The sequence below is a fragment of the Roseixanthobacter pseudopolyaromaticivorans genome, assembly GCF_043195145.2.
GTDB lineage: Bacteria > Pseudomonadota > Alphaproteobacteria > Rhizobiales > Xanthobacteraceae > NCEH01.
Genome location: NZ_CM195539.1, coordinates 2297921 through 2311947, shown reverse-complemented (window position 1 = coordinate 2311947; position 14027 = coordinate 2297921). Strand labels below are relative to the sequence as shown.

General features: G+C 63.2%; 17 protein-coding genes. 13 read left to right on the top strand and 4 right to left on the bottom strand.

All coding sequences use genetic code 11. The features are described from left to right. Positions 1–13: 13 nt before the first annotated feature. The 4 genes from hflC to V5F68_RS11185 form a co-directional block, all read right to left on the bottom strand. The gene (gene hflC / locus V5F68_RS11200; protein ID WP_394014826.1) at positions 14–961 is read right to left on the bottom strand and encodes a protease modulator HflC; all 948 of its coding nucleotides are present in this window, start codon (positions 959–961) and stop codon (positions 14–16) included. Beyond that, entirely contained in the window at positions 958–2094 is a 1137-nt protein-coding gene (gene hflK, locus V5F68_RS11195) for an FtsH protease activity modulator HflK (protein ID WP_348845041.1), read from the bottom strand. The genes hflC and hflK overlap by 4 nt, the downstream gene beginning before the upstream one ends. 192 nt (positions 2095–2286) lie before the next feature. Then, positions 2287–2565 carry a ribbon-helix-helix domain-containing protein gene (locus tag V5F68_RS11190; RefSeq protein WP_348845042.1) on the bottom strand — a complete coding sequence of 93 codons (279 nt, stop codon included), beginning with the start codon at positions 2563–2565 and terminating at the stop codon, positions 2287–2289. Further along, complete coding sequence (locus V5F68_RS11185) at positions 2562–2858, bottom strand: DUF4169 family protein (protein WP_394015166.1); 297 nt, start codon at positions 2856–2858, stop codon at positions 2562–2564. Before V5F68_RS11185 ends, V5F68_RS11190 begins: the two co-directional genes overlap by 4 nt. Before the next feature lie 160 nt (positions 2859–3018). On the opposite strand from V5F68_RS11185, the gene fumC reads away from it, so the two are divergent. The 13 genes from fumC (at position 3019) to V5F68_RS11120 (ending at position 14011) form a co-directional block, all read left to right on the top strand. Further along, positions 3019–4410, top strand: coding sequence for a class II fumarate hydratase (gene fumC / locus V5F68_RS11180; RefSeq protein ID WP_394014825.1), 1392 nt, complete (start codon positions 3019–3021; stop codon positions 4408–4410). A gap of 72 nt (positions 4411–4482) precedes the next feature. After that, positions 4483–5088 carry a ParB-like protein gene (locus V5F68_RS11175; RefSeq protein WP_394014824.1) on the top strand — a complete coding sequence of 202 codons (606 nt, stop codon included), beginning with the start codon at positions 4483–4485 and terminating at the stop codon, positions 5086–5088. Positions 5089–5178: 90 nt separating this feature from the next. Further along, positions 5179–5790: a LemA family protein gene (locus V5F68_RS11170; RefSeq protein WP_394014823.1), complete on the top strand. Its 612-nt coding sequence runs from the start codon at positions 5179–5181 to the stop codon at positions 5788–5790. A 20-nt stretch (positions 5791–5810) separates the two neighbouring features. Beyond that, positions 5811–6623 (top strand): TPM domain-containing protein, encoded by an 813-nt coding sequence (locus tag V5F68_RS11165; RefSeq protein ID WP_394014822.1) that lies wholly within the window; start codon positions 5811–5813, stop codon positions 6621–6623. A gap of 1 nt (position 6624) precedes the next feature. Next, the gene (locus V5F68_RS11160) at positions 6625–7284 is read left to right on the top strand and encodes a TPM domain-containing protein (RefSeq protein ID WP_394014821.1); all 660 of its coding nucleotides are present in this window, start codon (positions 6625–6627) and stop codon (positions 7282–7284) included. A gap of 470 nt (positions 7285–7754) precedes the next feature. After that, positions 7755–8126 (top strand): 30S ribosomal protein S12, encoded by a 372-nt coding sequence (gene rpsL, locus V5F68_RS11155; RefSeq protein ID WP_012171083.1) that lies wholly within the window; start codon positions 7755–7757, stop codon positions 8124–8126. A gap of 17 nt (positions 8127–8143) precedes the next feature. Beyond that, a complete protein-coding gene (gene rpsG / locus V5F68_RS11150; protein WP_394014820.1) occupies positions 8144–8614 on the top strand; it encodes a 30S ribosomal protein S7 in 471 nt (156 codons plus the stop codon). A gap of 18 nt (positions 8615–8632) precedes the next feature. After that, the gene (gene fusA, locus V5F68_RS11145; RefSeq protein ID WP_348845048.1) at positions 8633–10708 is read left to right on the top strand and encodes an elongation factor G; all 2076 of its coding nucleotides are present in this window, start codon (positions 8633–8635) and stop codon (positions 10706–10708) included. A 56-nt stretch (positions 10709–10764) separates the two neighbouring features. Continuing rightward, a complete protein-coding gene (gene tuf, locus V5F68_RS11140) occupies positions 10765–11955 on the top strand; it encodes an elongation factor Tu (RefSeq protein WP_509274666.1) in 1191 nt (396 codons plus the stop codon). A 65-nt stretch (positions 11956–12020) separates the two neighbouring features. Then, a complete protein-coding gene (rpsJ, locus tag V5F68_RS11135; protein ID WP_348845050.1) occupies positions 12021–12329 on the top strand; it encodes a 30S ribosomal protein S10 in 309 nt (102 codons plus the stop codon). A 22-nt stretch (positions 12330–12351) separates the two neighbouring features. Further along, positions 12352–13086: a 50S ribosomal protein L3 gene (gene rplC, locus V5F68_RS11130; protein ID WP_394012594.1), complete on the top strand. Its 735-nt coding sequence runs from the start codon at positions 12352–12354 to the stop codon at positions 13084–13086. After that, positions 13086–13706: a 50S ribosomal protein L4 gene (gene rplD, locus V5F68_RS11125; protein WP_394012593.1), complete on the top strand. Its 621-nt coding sequence runs from the start codon at positions 13086–13088 to the stop codon at positions 13704–13706. The genes rplC and rplD overlap by 1 nt, the downstream gene beginning before the upstream one ends. After that, the gene (locus tag V5F68_RS11120; protein ID WP_348845054.1) at positions 13703–14011 is read left to right on the top strand and encodes a 50S ribosomal protein L23; all 309 of its coding nucleotides are present in this window, start codon (positions 13703–13705) and stop codon (positions 14009–14011) included. The genes rplD and V5F68_RS11120 overlap by 4 nt, the downstream gene beginning before the upstream one ends. Positions 14012–14027: the final 16 nt, after the last annotated feature.

The following is a 14027-nucleotide window of genomic DNA, read 5'->3' as shown; positions in this document are numbered from 1 at the left end:
CCCCGCGCCGCGATCAGCGTGCGGGCGCCGGCTGAGCCGGCGCGGCGGCTCCGCCGATCGGGGCCGCAGGCGTGGGCACAGGCTTGCCGCCATTGCCGAACGGATCGACGAAATAGCGGAAGAAGGTCGAATCCGGGCTCACCAGAAGACGCGTGTCGCCAGGCTTGAGGCTCGTCTCATAAGCTTGCATCGAGCGATAGAAGGCGAAGAAATCCGGATCGCGCCCGAAGGCATCGGCGAAGATCGCGTTGCGTTCCGCATCGCCCTGGCCACGCAGCTGCTCGCCGCGCGAGGTCGCCTCGGCCACCACGATGGTGGCTTCCCGCTCGGCGCGCGACCGCAGGCGCTGGGCGGCCTCCGCACCCTGGGCGCGAATTTCCGCAGCTTCCCGCTGACGTTCCGTCTGCATGCGCTGGAACACCGCCTGGCTGTTCGCCTCGGGCAAGTCGGCGCGGCGAATGCGGACATCAACGACGACGATGCCGAAGTTGGACGCTTCGCGATTCACCTGCTCCGCGATCCGGCGCATCAGGCCCTCGCGATCGTCACGCACAACGCTGGTGAAGGTGCTTTCGCCCAGCACGCGCCGCAGCGACGAGTTGAGCACGGTCGCGAGCCTGGAATTGGCGCCCTCGATGGTGCCCACCGCCTGATAGAAGCGCAGCGGATTAGAGATGCGATAGCGCGCGAAAGCGTCCACGACCAAGCGCTTCTGGTCGGAGGCGATCACCTCCTGGGACGGATTCTCCAAATCGAGGATGCGCTTGTCCAGATAGACCACGCTGTCGATGAAGGGGATCTTCCAGTGCAAGCCGGGCGTGGTGATGGGCGTTAAGGGGTCACCCAGCCGCAGCACCAGCGCCTGCTGGGTCTGGTTGACGATGAAAGCCGAGGAATACAGGCCGATCAGCACGATCACTGCGATGACGGCAAGGACGCCGCCGAGAACGGGATTTTTCATCGGGCGGCTCCTTGGGGCTGTGTGGTGCCCTGCGGCGCCGTGGTTCTGCGTCCGATGTCGCCGAGCGGTAGAACCGGCACGACGCCCCCTTCGCGCGCGGTGGAATTCTGATCCACCAGCACCTTGTCCATGCCGCCGAGCACCCGCTCCATGGTCTCAAAATACATGCGCTGGCGCGTCACGTCCTTCGCCTTCACATACTGCTCGTAGATGCTGAGGAAGCGCTCGGCCTGGCCGCGGGCCTCAACGACGGTGCGCTCGCGATAGGCTTGCGCCGCATTGTCGATCTGCGCCGCCTGTCCACGCGCCTCAGGAAGCACCCGGTTGGCGTAGGTTTGCGCCTCGTTCTGAGCGCGCTCGGCATCGGCGCGCGCGGCCTGGACGTCGCGGAACGAGTCGATGACCTGCGAGGGCGGATCAACCTTTTGCATCTGCACCTGGGTGATCTGCACACCGGCGCCATAGCTGTCGAGGGTGCGCTGCATGAGATCGTGCACATCCTGCTCGATCGTCTGGCGCGCGCCGGTGAGGATGGGCTGGATGTTGGTACGACCGATCACTTCGCGCATGGCGCTTTCGGCGACCGCCTTGATGGTGCCCTCGGGATTCTGGACGTTAAACAGGAACTTCTCGGCACTGCTGATGACCCAGAACACGGCGAAGTCCACGTCGACGATATTCTCGTCGCCGGTCAGCATCAGGCTTTCCTCAGGCACATCGCGCATCACGGTGCTGCCGCGGCGCGGGTCCTCTGTGAGGCGCATGCCGATGTCGAGCCGGTTCACGCGGGTCACCTTGGGGGTGATCACTGTCTCGATGGGATAGGGTAGGTGGTAATTCAGTCCCGGCTGGGTGATTTCTACAAACCGGCCGAAGCGGAGCACCACGCCCTGCTCGTCGGGCTCGACCCGGTAGAAACCGGAGAGCAGCCAGCCGGCCACGACCAGCGCCACCACGAGGATGGCGCCCTTGGTCCCCAGGGACCCCGGAAGCATGTTTTTTAGCCGATCCTGACCGCGCCGGATCAGGTCTTCAATGTCCGTCGGCGTTGGTCCCGAAGAGGAAGGCCCCGTACCCCAGGGACCGCGAGGCCCGCTTCCCCATGGGCCACCGCCCTGATTCTTCCACGACATCCGCCGTCTCCCGTTGGAGCGCCACACACGGGCGGTCCACCACAATCGAAACCGCCTGCGTCTTGAAGCTCCAACGACTCGCTCGTATGCGGGCCCGGATCATCTGACTGGCAGCGGGTTATAGAAAGGCACGCGCCACGTTTCAACGCAGCGCGTGCTTCACAAGAGAGTCAGATAGGAGGCCGACCAAGCTTACGCAACGGGAGTTCCGGTTGCTCCAGCGCGCTCGACGGAGCTTGAGGCGCGACTGGGTGCCGCATGGCCGCGGTAGTGATCGAGCACGAAGAGGCGGATCGCTGAAGACAAATTCCCCTGCGTACGCGACGAGTCGATGGTCGCGACAAGGTCAGACAATGTCAGGCGGCGACTGCTCGCGATTTCCTTCAAAGCGTCCCAGAACGCATCTTCGAGGCTCACGCTGGTTTTGTGACCGGCGATCACGATGGACCTTTTCACAACGGGGCTTTTCATGTGTTTTCCCTCTTCGTGAGCAGATGACCTTCAAGACGCAGGGCTTTAATCCGCTGTTCTGCGGCCTCAGCTTCCCGCTCAGCTTTGGTGCGTCCGAACCGTATCCGGTTCTCGGCGGCCTCAGCCTGCGCCTCGCTGCGTGCACGATCTTTTCGCGCACGCCGAAGATTCACGATCTCGCTCACTTCAAGCCTCGACAAGCGGCATGGTTCCCCCCAAACCGGGCCGAGCTTCACGAGCTTCCGGCAGGAAAAGACCTTGGTCAATCTGCCCTCAGCACGATCAGGTAACATCACGCCTGATCCACGGCGAACCTATGGCAAATCCAGTGAGAACCGCCCTCCCTGGGTACCTTTCTGTAACTATTTTACCATCGGAGCGGACTCGGCCTCGTGACAGGCTGTGCTAGAAGCCTCGTCGCTCCCAGAATTTTGGCGACAGGGGACCCTCATTATGACTGCGACCCGTACCGAGACAGACACATTCGGCCCCATCGAGGTGCCGGCAGACCGCTACTGGGGCGCCCAGGCCCAGCGGTCGCTGGGCAACTTCAAGATTGGTTGGGAGCGCCAGCCCCTGCCGATCGTGCGGGCGCTCGGCATCGTGAAGCGCGCCGCCGCTGAGACCAATATGGGCCTTGGCCGCCTCGACCCGGCGCTCGGCGCCGCGATCGTCACCGCCGCCCAGGAAGTGATCGACGGCAAGCTCGACGACCACTTTCCCCTCGTCGTCTGGCAGACCGGGTCTGGCACCCAGTCGAACATGAATGCGAACGAGGTGATCTCGAACCGCGCGATCGAAATTCTCGGCGGCGAGCGGGGCTCCAAGAAGCCGGTTCACCCGAACGATCACGTGAACATGAGCCAGTCTTCGAACGATACCTATCCCACGGCTATGCACGTGGCGTGTGCGGAAGAGATCGTTCATCGCCTTCTGCCGGCCCTCAGCACGCTTCATGCCGCGCTGGATGGGAAGGCAAAGGAATGGTCCACGATCATCAAGATCGGCCGCACCCACACCCAGGACGCGACGCCCCTCACGCTCGGCCAGGAGTTTTCGGGCTACGCGCAGCAGGTCGGCAATGCCATCGCGCGCCTCGAATCCACCTTGCCGGGCCTGATGCAGCTTGCCCAGGGCGGAACGGCGGTGGGCACCGGCCTCAATGCACCGGTGGGATTTGCCGAGAAGGTGGCGGAGCAGATCGCGGAAATCACCGGCCTTCCGTTCACCAGCGCGCCCAACAAGTTCGAGGCCCTGGCGGCGCACGACGCCATGGTGTTTTCACATGGCGCGATCAATTCGGCGGCCGCTGCGCTGTTCAAGATCGCCAATGACATCCGCCTGCTCGGTTCCGGCCCGCGCTCCGGTCTCGGCGAACTGTCCCTGCCGGAAAACGAGCCTGGCTCTTCCATCATGCCGGGCAAGGTCAATCCCACGCAGTGCGAGGCGATGACTCAGGTGTGCGTGCAGATCTTCGGCAACAATGCGGCTCTCACCTTCGCCGGCAGCCAGGGTCATTTCGAGCTGAACGTGTATAATCCGGTCATGGCCTATAACTTCCTCCAGTCGGTACGGCTGATGGCGGACGCGGCCAACAGCTTTACCGAGCATTGCGTGGTCGGCATCGTGCCGCGCGAGGACAACATCAAGGCGGCGCTCGAGCGGTCCTTGATGCTGGTCACGGCTCTTGCCCCGAAGATCGGCTACGATAATGCGGCCAAAATCGCCAAGACCGCGCACAAGAACGGCACGACCTTGCGCGAAGAAGCCGTCGGTGGCGGCTATGTGACGAACGAGGAGTTCGATGCGGTGGTGCGGCCCGAGCAAATGATCTCGCCGGGCTGATCCGCGCCTCTCGCTCTGGGGACAAGGCAACGGGTCGCGCGGGGCGCGGCCCGCAATATACAGAGGGGCGCTATGGGAAATCGCTCGATCGCGATAGATGATCTGCATCCGACCCAGCTGACCCTCGGCATGGCCGAGGTGACACGACGCGCGAAGCGGATGGCGGCCCTCGATAAGGATGACCTGGACGATCTGGTTCGCAAACGCCCGGTGCCGTGCGTCATCGGTCCCAAGGGCCGACTCTATATGATCGACCATCACCATTTGTGTCGTGCGCTGCTTCTGTGCGGCGCTACGACCGTGATGCAGGACCTCTCGGCGACCCGCGACTGGTCTCACATGAGCAGTGAAGAGTTCTGGCCCGCGATGGATCACGCGGGCATGTGCTGGCCCATCGACGCAGACGGCAACCGGCGTCCCTATGTGCGTATTCCGAGCCACGTGCGGGAACTAACCGACAATCCCTGGCGTACCCTGGCCCGCGGCGTGCGCGGCACCGCGTTCCGCGACGATGATGACACCCCGTTCAAGGAATTCATGTGGGGCGAGTATTTCCGCACGTTCATGAGCAAGCGGCTGATCGAGACCAGCCTCGATCTTGCGGAGGATCTCGCGCTCAAGCTGGCACAGCTCGACGAGGCGCAGGACCTGCCAGGATATATCTCCAAGGGAAAATAGCGCGACGTGCCTGCGCGAGCGGGCGCCGTCGCAAGGTCATCAAATCTGATATGGTCCCCGCATCACGCGGTCTGCCCAGAAAGGCTTGTCATGTCCTTCATCAGCGCAATTGCCGGCCGCGTGAAAATCCCCTCACTGATGGTGTTCGTGGGCCTAGTTCTGGCCGGATGCGGGGTCAACGCGATCCCCACCGAGGAAGAGCGCGCGAAAGCGGCCTGGAGCGAGGTGCTCAATCAGTATCAGCGCCGGTCCGACCTTATCCCGAATCTGGTTGAGACGGTGAAGGGGTATGCCGCACAGGAGAAGGACGTGCTGACCTCGGTGGTCGAGGCGCGCGCGAAGGCGACGTCGATTCGCGTGGACGCGTCCACCATCACCGACCCCGCCCAGTTTAAGCAGTTCCAGGATGCTCAATCGCAGCTGTCCGGCGCGCTCGGCCGGCTCATCGCGGTGTCGGAAGCCTATCCGGATTTGAAATCGAACCAGAACTTCCTGGCGCTTCAATCGCAGATCGAAGGCACGGAGAACCGCATCTCCGTCGCACGACGCGATTATATTGAGGCTGTGCGCGTCTATAATACTGAGCTGAGGACATTCCCCGGCTCCATCTGGGCGGCGACCCTCTACCGCTCCAACAAGCCCATGGAGACCTTCACCATCTCCGAGCAGCAGATGCAGGTCCCGAAGGTGAAGTTCAACTGAGGGCGGTGGGAGCGCACCCCATGGCCCTGCGGCCCAGCCTGAAGGCGGCGAGCCGGTTTGCGCCGGGATCGGGAGGTTGGCTGGCCCTGTTCCTGCTGTGCGCGCTCCTCGCCGCCGGGACCCCGGTCTGGGCCGAGCTGACCTTTCCGCCGCTCTCCGGCCGGGTGGTGGATGCGGCCGGGATTCTGGATGCCTCTACCGTTCGAAGCCTCGATACGAAGCTGGCGGCCCAGGAAGCCAAGGCGACGGACCAGTTCGTGATCGCGACCGTGCCGTCGCTTCAGGGCACATCGATCGAGGATTATGCGAACCGGCTCTTCCGATTCTGGCAGATCGGGCAGGCGCGCAAGAATAATGGCGTCCTCCTCCTCGTCGCACCGACCGAACGCAAGGTCCGCATAGAGGTGGGCTATGGCCTTGAGGGCATTCTGACGGACGCGGTGTCGGGAACGATTATCCGCACCGCGATCCTCCCCGCGTTCAAATCCGGCAACATGACCGCCGGCATCGAGGCCGGCGCCGCGGCGATTCTGGAGATTCTCAATCTCGACCCCGAGGAGGCGAAGGCGCGTGCCAAGGGGGCGGAGCCGCAGGCGGGATTGAGCGAGGATGACTGGGTTCAGATTGTCGTCTTCGTGATCATGGTGCTGCTGTTCCTCTATTTCATCCAACGCGGATCCGGTGGCGGGCGCGGAATGGGTGGCCGCAGGCGCGGGGTATTCGTGCCCGGCCCGCTCTCCGGAGGTTGGGGCGGCGGGAGTTCGGGCGGAGGCGGCGGCTTCTCGGGCGGCGGGGGCTCGTCCGGCGGCGGCGGTGCCTCAGGAGGATGGTAGGATGCGTGCCGGCATGACTGCGCGCTCTTCGCGCTCGCCCCAGTCTCCGATTCTGCAACCGGAGGAACTCGAGCGAATCTCCCAAGCCATCGCGACGGCGGAGCGCATGACTTCGGCTGAGATCCGAGTCGCCGTCTCATCCCGGCCGGTGGTGGGGCATGCCTACCATGGAATCATGTGGGCGGCGCTGGCCGCCCTGATTTTGCCCTGGGGAATCATCGCCCTCGCGCCCATGCGGCCCGTCACGCTGCTGGCGGTCCAGGCAGGCTGCTTTATCGTCTTGTGCCTGTTGTTGACACGCCCGGTCGTGGCGTCCCGCCTGGTTCCGCTCGCAGCCCGCCGCCAGGCGGCCCGCGACATGGCGCTCGGCCTTTTCCATGCGCATGGCCTGCATCAGACCGAGGCGCGCAATGGCCTGCTGATCTTCGCCGCTCCCCACGACCGGCTCGTGGAGATCGTTGCCGACGCTGGCGCTCAGGCCGCTATCCCGCACGAGGCCTGGAAAACCCTGTGCGACGCGGTGGTGGAGCGCGCGGGCGAGGGGGCCTTGGCAGAGGGGCTCGCAGCGGCTGTTACCCACGCCGGAACCTTGCTTGCACCGCATTTGCCGTCGCTGCCCGGAGACCAAAACGAACTCTCCGACCGGGTCGTCTTAATATAATATGACCGGGACGGCGGATTTGGCCGAAACAGTGGGGCGAGACCTGCAATAAAGCTGTCACGAAGCTTGCGAGCCCTTGACGCACAGCGACTCTGCAGCTACACCACGCTCCACTTCCACGGCAGACGTTCGCGTCTGAGCGATCGGAGCAGCTTTCCCGGTATCCGGGGCGCCCTGATCAAATAGCCAAAAGCTGCCTGGAAGAGCACTGCGAGACAAGGGTGCACGATCGCGGCGCCAATCTCCGCAAGGAGATGGAGTGGCGTGATCCTCTGTCGCGAACGAAGCGGAAAGCTGTTTATTCAGCTTTCCATGCTTGGGCGTTTGCGGTGCCGCTGAAGGGCGAAAGCCTTTCGGCGTCGAAACTGTTTTGTGGCGGCCTCGGCCGTTAAATCGTGGCGGTCCCCGAGGGGGTCGCAAAATTCATGGATGCGGCGAAAGCCGCAGGTCAGGACGAGGCGAAGGCGTACATGCCGACGATCAACCAGCTGATCCGGAAGCCGCGGGAAGCGCAGAAGGCGCGGGACAAGGCTCCTGCTCTTCAGTCGAGCCCGCAGAAGCGCGGCGTTTGCACCCGCGTTTACACCACGACCCCGAAGAAGCCGAACTCGGCGCTTCGTAAGGTCGCCAAGGTGCGGCTGACCAACAGCTACGAAGTGATCGGTTACATCCCCGGTGAGGGACATAACCTTCAGGAGCACTCGGTGGTCATGATCCGCGGCGGCCGCGTCAAGGATCTTCCCGGCGTGCGTTACCACATCCTCCGCGGCGTGCTGGATACCCAGGGCGTGAAGAACCGCAAGCAGCGCCGTTCGAAGTACGGCGCGAAGCGGCCGAAGTGATCAGGGGAGCTTGAGCTATGTCTCGTCGTCATAAAGCCGAGCGCCGCGAAGTCATTCCGGACGCCAAGTACGGCAGCCTCGTGCTCAGCCGTTTCATGAATTCCGTCATGCGTGACGGCAAGAAGTCGGTTGCGGAAACCATCGTGTACGGCGCCCTCGACGTAGTCGAGTCCAAGGCCAAGCACGATCCGGTCGAGGTGTTCGTCACCGCGCTGGAAAACGTCGCTCCGGCCGTGGAAGTTCGGTCCCGCCGCGTCGGTGGCGCCACCTATCAGGTGCCCGTCGAAGTGCGTGTCGAGCGTCGCCAGACCCTGGCGATCCGCTGGCTCATCGCCTCGGCCCGTGCCCGTAACGAGAAGACCATGGTGGAGCGTCTCTCCGCCGAGCTGCTCGATGCCGCGAACAATCGTGGCAACGCGGTGAAGAAGCGTGAAGATACGCACCGGATGGCGGAAGCCAACCGTGCCTTCTCTCATTATCGCTGGTGATCGGAGAGGACCTCAGTCATGCCGCGCCTTAACGCCATCGAGGACTACCGTAATTTCGGCATCATGGCCCACATTGATGCCGGCAAGACCACGACCACCGAGCGGATTCTCTATTATACCGGCAAGAGCCACAAGATCGGCGAAGTCCATGATGGCGCCGCCACCATGGATTGGATGACGCAGGAGCAGGAGCGTGGCATCACGATCACTTCTGCTGCTACGACCGCCTTCTGGAACGGCAAGCGCCTGAACATCATCGACACCCCGGGCCACGTGGACTTCACCATCGAAGTTGAGCGTTCCCTGCGTGTGCTCGACGGTGCCGTCTGCGTGCTCGACGGCAACCAGGGCGTCGAGCCCCAGACCGAGACCGTGTGGCGCCAGGCCGACAAGTACAACGTGCCCCGCATCGTGTTCGTCAACAAGATGGACAAGACCGGTGCCGATTTCTACCGCTGCGTCGAGATGATCATCGACCGCGTGGCCGGCAACCCCGTGTGCTGCCAGCTGCCGATCGGCTCCGAGAACAATTTCAAGGGCATCATCGACCTCGTCCGCATGAAGGCGGTGGTGTGGGAAGACGAAGCCCTCGGCGCGAAGTTCCATGACGAGGAGATCCCCGCGGATCTCGCCGACAAGGCCGCCGAATATCGCAACAAGCTGGTGGAAGCCGCCGTCGAACTCGACGACGACGCCATGGCTGCTTACCTCGACGGCACCGAGCCGGACGAAGCGACCCTGAAGGCGCTGATCCGCAAGGCGGTCGTGACGCGTAAGTTCAACCCGGTGTTCTGCGGCTCTGCCTTCAAGAACAAGGGTGTTCAGCCCCTGCTCGACGCGGTTGTCGACTTCCTGCCGAGCCCGATCGATCGTGGCGCGATCAAGGGCATCGACTTCCGGACCGAAGAAGACATCGTCCGCATGCCGAGCGACTCGGATCCGCTGTCGGTCCTTGCGTTCAAGATCATGGACGACCCCTTCGTCGGCACCATCACCTTCTGCCGCGTCTATTCGGGCAAGCTCGAAACCGGCATGGGTCTGCTCAACTCCACCCGCGACAAGCGTGAGCGCGTCGGCCGGATGCTGTTGATGCATGCCAACAACCGCGAAGACATCAAGGAAGCCTATGCGGGCGACATCGTCGCTCTGGCCGGCCTGAAGGATGTGCGCACCGGCGATACGCTGTGCGACACCGCCAATCCGGTCATCCTTGAGAAGATGGAATTCCCAGAGCCGGTGATTGAGATCGCCATCGAGCCCAAGTCCAAGGCGGACCAGGAAAAGCTCGGTATCGCGCTCTCCAAGCTGGCGGCGGAGGATCCGTCCTTCCGCGTGTCGACCGATTTCGAAAGCGGCCAGACCATCCTCAAGGGCATGGGCGAACTGCATCTCGACATTAAGGTCGACATTCTGCGCCGGACCTACAAGGTGGACGCCAATATCGGCGCCCCCCAGGTGGCCTATCGCGAGACCATCACGAAGAAGACCGAGGTCGACTACACCCATAAGAAGCAGACCGGCGGTACTGGCCAGTTTGCGCGGGTGAAGTTCACGGTCGAGCCGAACGAAGTCGGCAAGGGCTTCACCTTCGAGAGCGTGATCGTCGGCGGCGCGGTGCCTAAGGAATATATCCCGGGCGTCCAGAAGGGCCTCGAAAGCGTGCTCGGTGCGGGCGTGCTGGCGAACTTCCCGGTGGTGGATGTCAAGGTTCAGCTCACCGACGGCGCGTATCACGAAGTGGACTCGTCCGCTCTCGCGTTCGAAATCGCCTCCCGTGCAGCGTTCCGTGAAGCCCTTCAGAAGGGCGGCTCGGTGCTGCTGGAGCCGATCATGAAGGTCGAGGTGGTGACGCCTGAAGACTATACGGGTTCGGTGATCGGCGATCTGAATTCTCGCCGTGGCCAGATCCAGGGCCAGGACATGCGCGGCAATGCGAACGTCATCAATGCGATGGTGCCGCTGGCCAACATGTTCGGCTACGTGAACACGCTGCGGTCCTTCAGCCAGGGCCGGGCAACTTTCACCATGCAGTTCGACCACTATGAACAAGTGCCGTCGAATGTCGCGCAGGAGGTTCAGGCGAAATACGCCTGAGCTTCATAACCGAACCCTGATCGAGAAATCGCCAGAGAGACCCAACGGAGAGTCCCATGGCCAAAGCAAAATTTGAACGCAACAAGCCGCACTGCAACATCGGCACCATTGGTCACGTTGATCATGGCAAGACGTCCCTGACGGCCGCGATCACGAAGGTGCTTGCGGAAGCGGGTGGCGCGACGTTCACGGCGTACGACCAGATCGACAAGGCGCCGGAAGAGAAGGCGCGCGGCATCACGATTTCGACGGCGCACGTGGAATACGAGACCGCGAACCGCCACTATGCGCACGTGGACTGCCCCGGCCACGCCGACTATGTGAAGAACATGATCACGGGCGCGGCGCAGATGGACGGCGCGATCCTGGTGGTGTCGGCTGCCGACGGCCCGATGCCGCAGACCCGCGAGCACATCCTGCTTGCGCGCCAGGTGGGCGTGCCTGCGCTGGTGGTGTTCCTGAACAAGTGCGACATGGTGGACGATCCCGAGCTGCTGGAGCTCGTGGAGATGGAAGTGCGCGAGCTTCTGTCGAAGTACGACTTCCCGGGCGACGACATCCCGATCATCCACGGCTCGGCGCTGATGGCGCTCGAGGGCAAGTCCCCCGAGCTGGGCCATGAGGCGGTTCTCAAGCTGATGGCGGCGGTGGACAGCTACATCCCGCAGCCGGAGCGTCCGGTTGACCTGCCGTTCCTGATGCCGATCGAGGACGTGTTCTCGATCTCTGGCCGCGGCACGGTTGTGACGGGTCGCGTGGAGCGCGGGATCATCAAGGTGGGCGAGGAAGTCGAGATCGTCGGCATCCGCCCGACCACCAAGACCACGGTGACCGGCGTCGAAATGTTCCGCAAGCTGCTGGACCAGGGCCAGGCGGGCGACAACGTGGGCATCCTGGTGCGTGGCACCAAGCGCGAGGACGTGGAGCGCGGCCAGGTGGTGTGCAAGCCGGGTTCGGTGAAGCCGCACACGAAGTTCAAGGCCGAAGCCTACATCCTGACGAAGGAAGAAGGCGGCCGTCATACGCCGTTCTTCACCAACTACCGCCCGCAGTTCTACTTCCGCACGACGGACGTGACGGGCATCTGCACGCTTCCCGAGGGCACCGAAATGGTGATGCCCGGGGACAATGTTTCGATGGACGTGGCCCTGATCGTTCCCATCGCCATGGAGGAGAAGCTGCGCTTCGCCATCCGTGAAGGTGGCCGGACCGTCGGCGCTGGCGTCGTCGCTTCAATCATCGAGTGAAATAGAAGTTTGAACGGGGGCGCGTGGTTCGCCCATGCGTCCCTCTTTCGTGGAGCCCTAGAGCCATGAACGGCCAGAACATTCGAATCCGCCTGAAGGCGTTCGATCATCGCATCCTCGATGCGTCAACACGCGAGATCGTCGCCACGGCCAAGCGCACGGGCGCGCAGGTGCGCGGCCCGATTCCGCTGCCGACGCGGATCGAGAAGTTCACCGTCAACCGGTCTCCGCACGTCGATAAGAAGTCGCGCGAGCAGTTTGAGATGCGTACTCACAAGCGGTTGCTCGATATTGTCGATCCGACGCCCCAGACGGTGGACGCGCTGATGAAGCTCGACCTCGCCGCCGGCGTTGACGTCGAAATCAAGCTCTGAAGTGAGGCGAGGAGACACGACCATGCGGTCAGGCGTCATCGCCCAGAAGGTCGGCATGACACGCATCTTCACGGATGCAGGTGAACATGTTCCGGTCACTGTGCTGAAAGTTGAGAGCTGCCAGGTGGTTGCCCACCGCACGCTCGATAGCAACGGATATGTCGCGGTTCAGCTCGGTGCTGGCCGTCGCAAGCCGAAGAACACCACCCGCGCCGAGCGGGGCCACTTCGCGGTGGCCGAGGTGGAGCCCAAGCGTAAGCTCGCGGAATTCCGCGTGGACGCCGAAGGCCTCATTCCGGTCGGCGCCGAGATCACAGCTGACCACTTCGTTGTGGGCCAGTATGTGGACGTGACCGGCACCACCATCGGCAAGGGCTTTGCCGGCGGTATGAAGCGGCACAATTTCGGTGGTCTGCGGGCGACGCACGGCGTGTCGATTTCGCACCGCTCCATCGGTTCGACCGGTGGTCGCCAGGATCCTGGCAAGACCTTCAAGAACAAGAAGATGCCGGGTCACATGGGCGACGTCACCGTCACCACCCAGAACCTGAAGGTCGTGATGACCGACGTCGAGCGCGGCCTGATCGCGGTTGAAGGTGCGGTTCCGGGTCACGCCGGCGGCTGGATCATGGTTCGTGATGCGGTCAAGAAGCGTCTGCCCACCGAAGCTCCCAAGCCCGGCGCGTTCAAGCTGCGCGACGGCAATGGCAGCTCGGCCGAGGTGCAGGCTGAAGCGACGAACGGGGAGGGCGCGTGATGGAAATCGCCGTCAAGACGCTCGATGGTGCCGACGCAGGTTCGGTGACGCTCTCGGACGAGATTTTCGGTCTCGAGCCCCGTGCGGATATCTTGCACCGGTGCGTGACCTGGCAGCTGTCCCGTCGCCAGGCTGGTACGCATCGCACCAAGGGTCGTTCGGAAATCAACCGCACGTCCAAGAAGCTCTATAAGCAGAAGGGCACGGGCAACGCCCGTCACGGTGCGGCGTCTGCGCCGCAGTTTCGTGGCGGTGGCCGCGCCTTCGGTCCGGTCGTGCGGTCCCACGCCATCGACCTGCCGAAGAAGGTGCGGGCCCTGGCGCTGAAGCATGCGCTTTCGTCCAAGGCGAAAGCGGAGCAGATCGTCGTTCTCGACCAGATGTCGCTGACCGACCCCAAGACCAAGGCTCTGAAGGAACAGTTCGCGAAGCTCGGTTGGGCTTCGGTGCTGATCGTGGACGGCTCCGAAGTGGAGGCGAACGTCGCCATGGCGGCGCGCAATCTCCCTTACGTGGACGTTCTGCCGATCCAGGGCATCAACGTTTACGACATCCTGCGGCGTGACACCCTGGTCCTGACCAAGGCAGCCGTGGACGCGCTGGAGGCGCGCTTCAAATGAGCCCGCAGCGGAACATCGAGCCGCGTCATTACGACGTGATCCTGTCTCCCGTCATCACCGAGAAGGCGACGGCGGCGAGCGAATTCAACAAGGTCGTCTTCAAGGTCGCCCGCACCGCCACCAAGCCCCAGATCAAGGAGGCGGTGGAGAAGCTGTTCGACGTGAAGGTGAAGAGCGTCAACACCCTCGTCCGTAAGGGCAAGGTGAAGATCTTCAAAGGCCGCAAAGGTGTGCAGTCCGACGTGAAGAAGGCGGTCGTGACCCTCGAAGAGGGCCAAACCATCGACGTCACCACGGGCCTGTGAGCAGAGGGACGGGAAT

What these genes read in the sequence shown, in the direction of transcription:
- hflC (WP_394014826.1), bottom strand. Translation starts at nt 961, where the DNA reads ATGAAAAATCCCGTTCTCGGCGGCGTCCTTGCCGTCATCGCAGTGATC.
- hflK (WP_348845041.1), bottom strand. Translation starts at nt 2,094, where the DNA reads ATGTCGTGGAAGAATCAGGGCGGTGGCCCATGGGGAAGCGGGCCTCGC.
- V5F68_RS11190 (WP_348845042.1), bottom strand. Translation starts at nt 2,565, where the DNA reads ATGAAAAGCCCCGTTGTGAAAAGGTCCATCGTGATCGCCGGTCACAAA.
- V5F68_RS11185 (WP_394015166.1), bottom strand. Translation starts at nt 2,858, where the DNA reads ATGTTACCTGATCGTGCTGAGGGCAGATTGACCAAGGTCTTTTCCTGC.
- fumC (WP_394014825.1), top strand. Translation starts at nt 3,019, where the DNA reads ATGACTGCGACCCGTACCGAGACAGACACATTCGGCCCCATCGAGGTG.
- V5F68_RS11175 (WP_394014824.1), top strand. Translation starts at nt 4,483, where the DNA reads ATGGGAAATCGCTCGATCGCGATAGATGATCTGCATCCGACCCAGCTG.
- V5F68_RS11170 (WP_394014823.1), top strand. Translation starts at nt 5,179, where the DNA reads ATGTCCTTCATCAGCGCAATTGCCGGCCGCGTGAAAATCCCCTCACTG.
- V5F68_RS11165 (WP_394014822.1), top strand. Translation starts at nt 5,811, where the DNA reads ATGGCCCTGCGGCCCAGCCTGAAGGCGGCGAGCCGGTTTGCGCCGGGA.
- V5F68_RS11160 (WP_394014821.1), top strand. Translation starts at nt 6,625, where the DNA reads ATGCGTGCCGGCATGACTGCGCGCTCTTCGCGCTCGCCCCAGTCTCCG.
- rpsL (WP_012171083.1), top strand. Translation starts at nt 7,755, where the DNA reads ATGCCGACGATCAACCAGCTGATCCGGAAGCCGCGGGAAGCGCAGAAG.
- rpsG (WP_394014820.1), top strand. Translation starts at nt 8,144, where the DNA reads ATGTCTCGTCGTCATAAAGCCGAGCGCCGCGAAGTCATTCCGGACGCC.
- fusA (WP_348845048.1), top strand. Translation starts at nt 8,633, where the DNA reads ATGCCGCGCCTTAACGCCATCGAGGACTACCGTAATTTCGGCATCATG.
- tuf (WP_509274666.1), top strand. Translation starts at nt 10,765, where the DNA reads ATGGCCAAAGCAAAATTTGAACGCAACAAGCCGCACTGCAACATCGGC.
- rpsJ (WP_348845050.1), top strand. Translation starts at nt 12,021, where the DNA reads ATGAACGGCCAGAACATTCGAATCCGCCTGAAGGCGTTCGATCATCGC.
- rplC (WP_394012594.1), top strand. Translation starts at nt 12,352, where the DNA reads ATGCGGTCAGGCGTCATCGCCCAGAAGGTCGGCATGACACGCATCTTC.
- rplD (WP_394012593.1), top strand. Translation starts at nt 13,086, where the DNA reads ATGGAAATCGCCGTCAAGACGCTCGATGGTGCCGACGCAGGTTCGGTG.
- V5F68_RS11120 (WP_348845054.1), top strand. Translation starts at nt 13,703, where the DNA reads ATGAGCCCGCAGCGGAACATCGAGCCGCGTCATTACGACGTGATCCTG.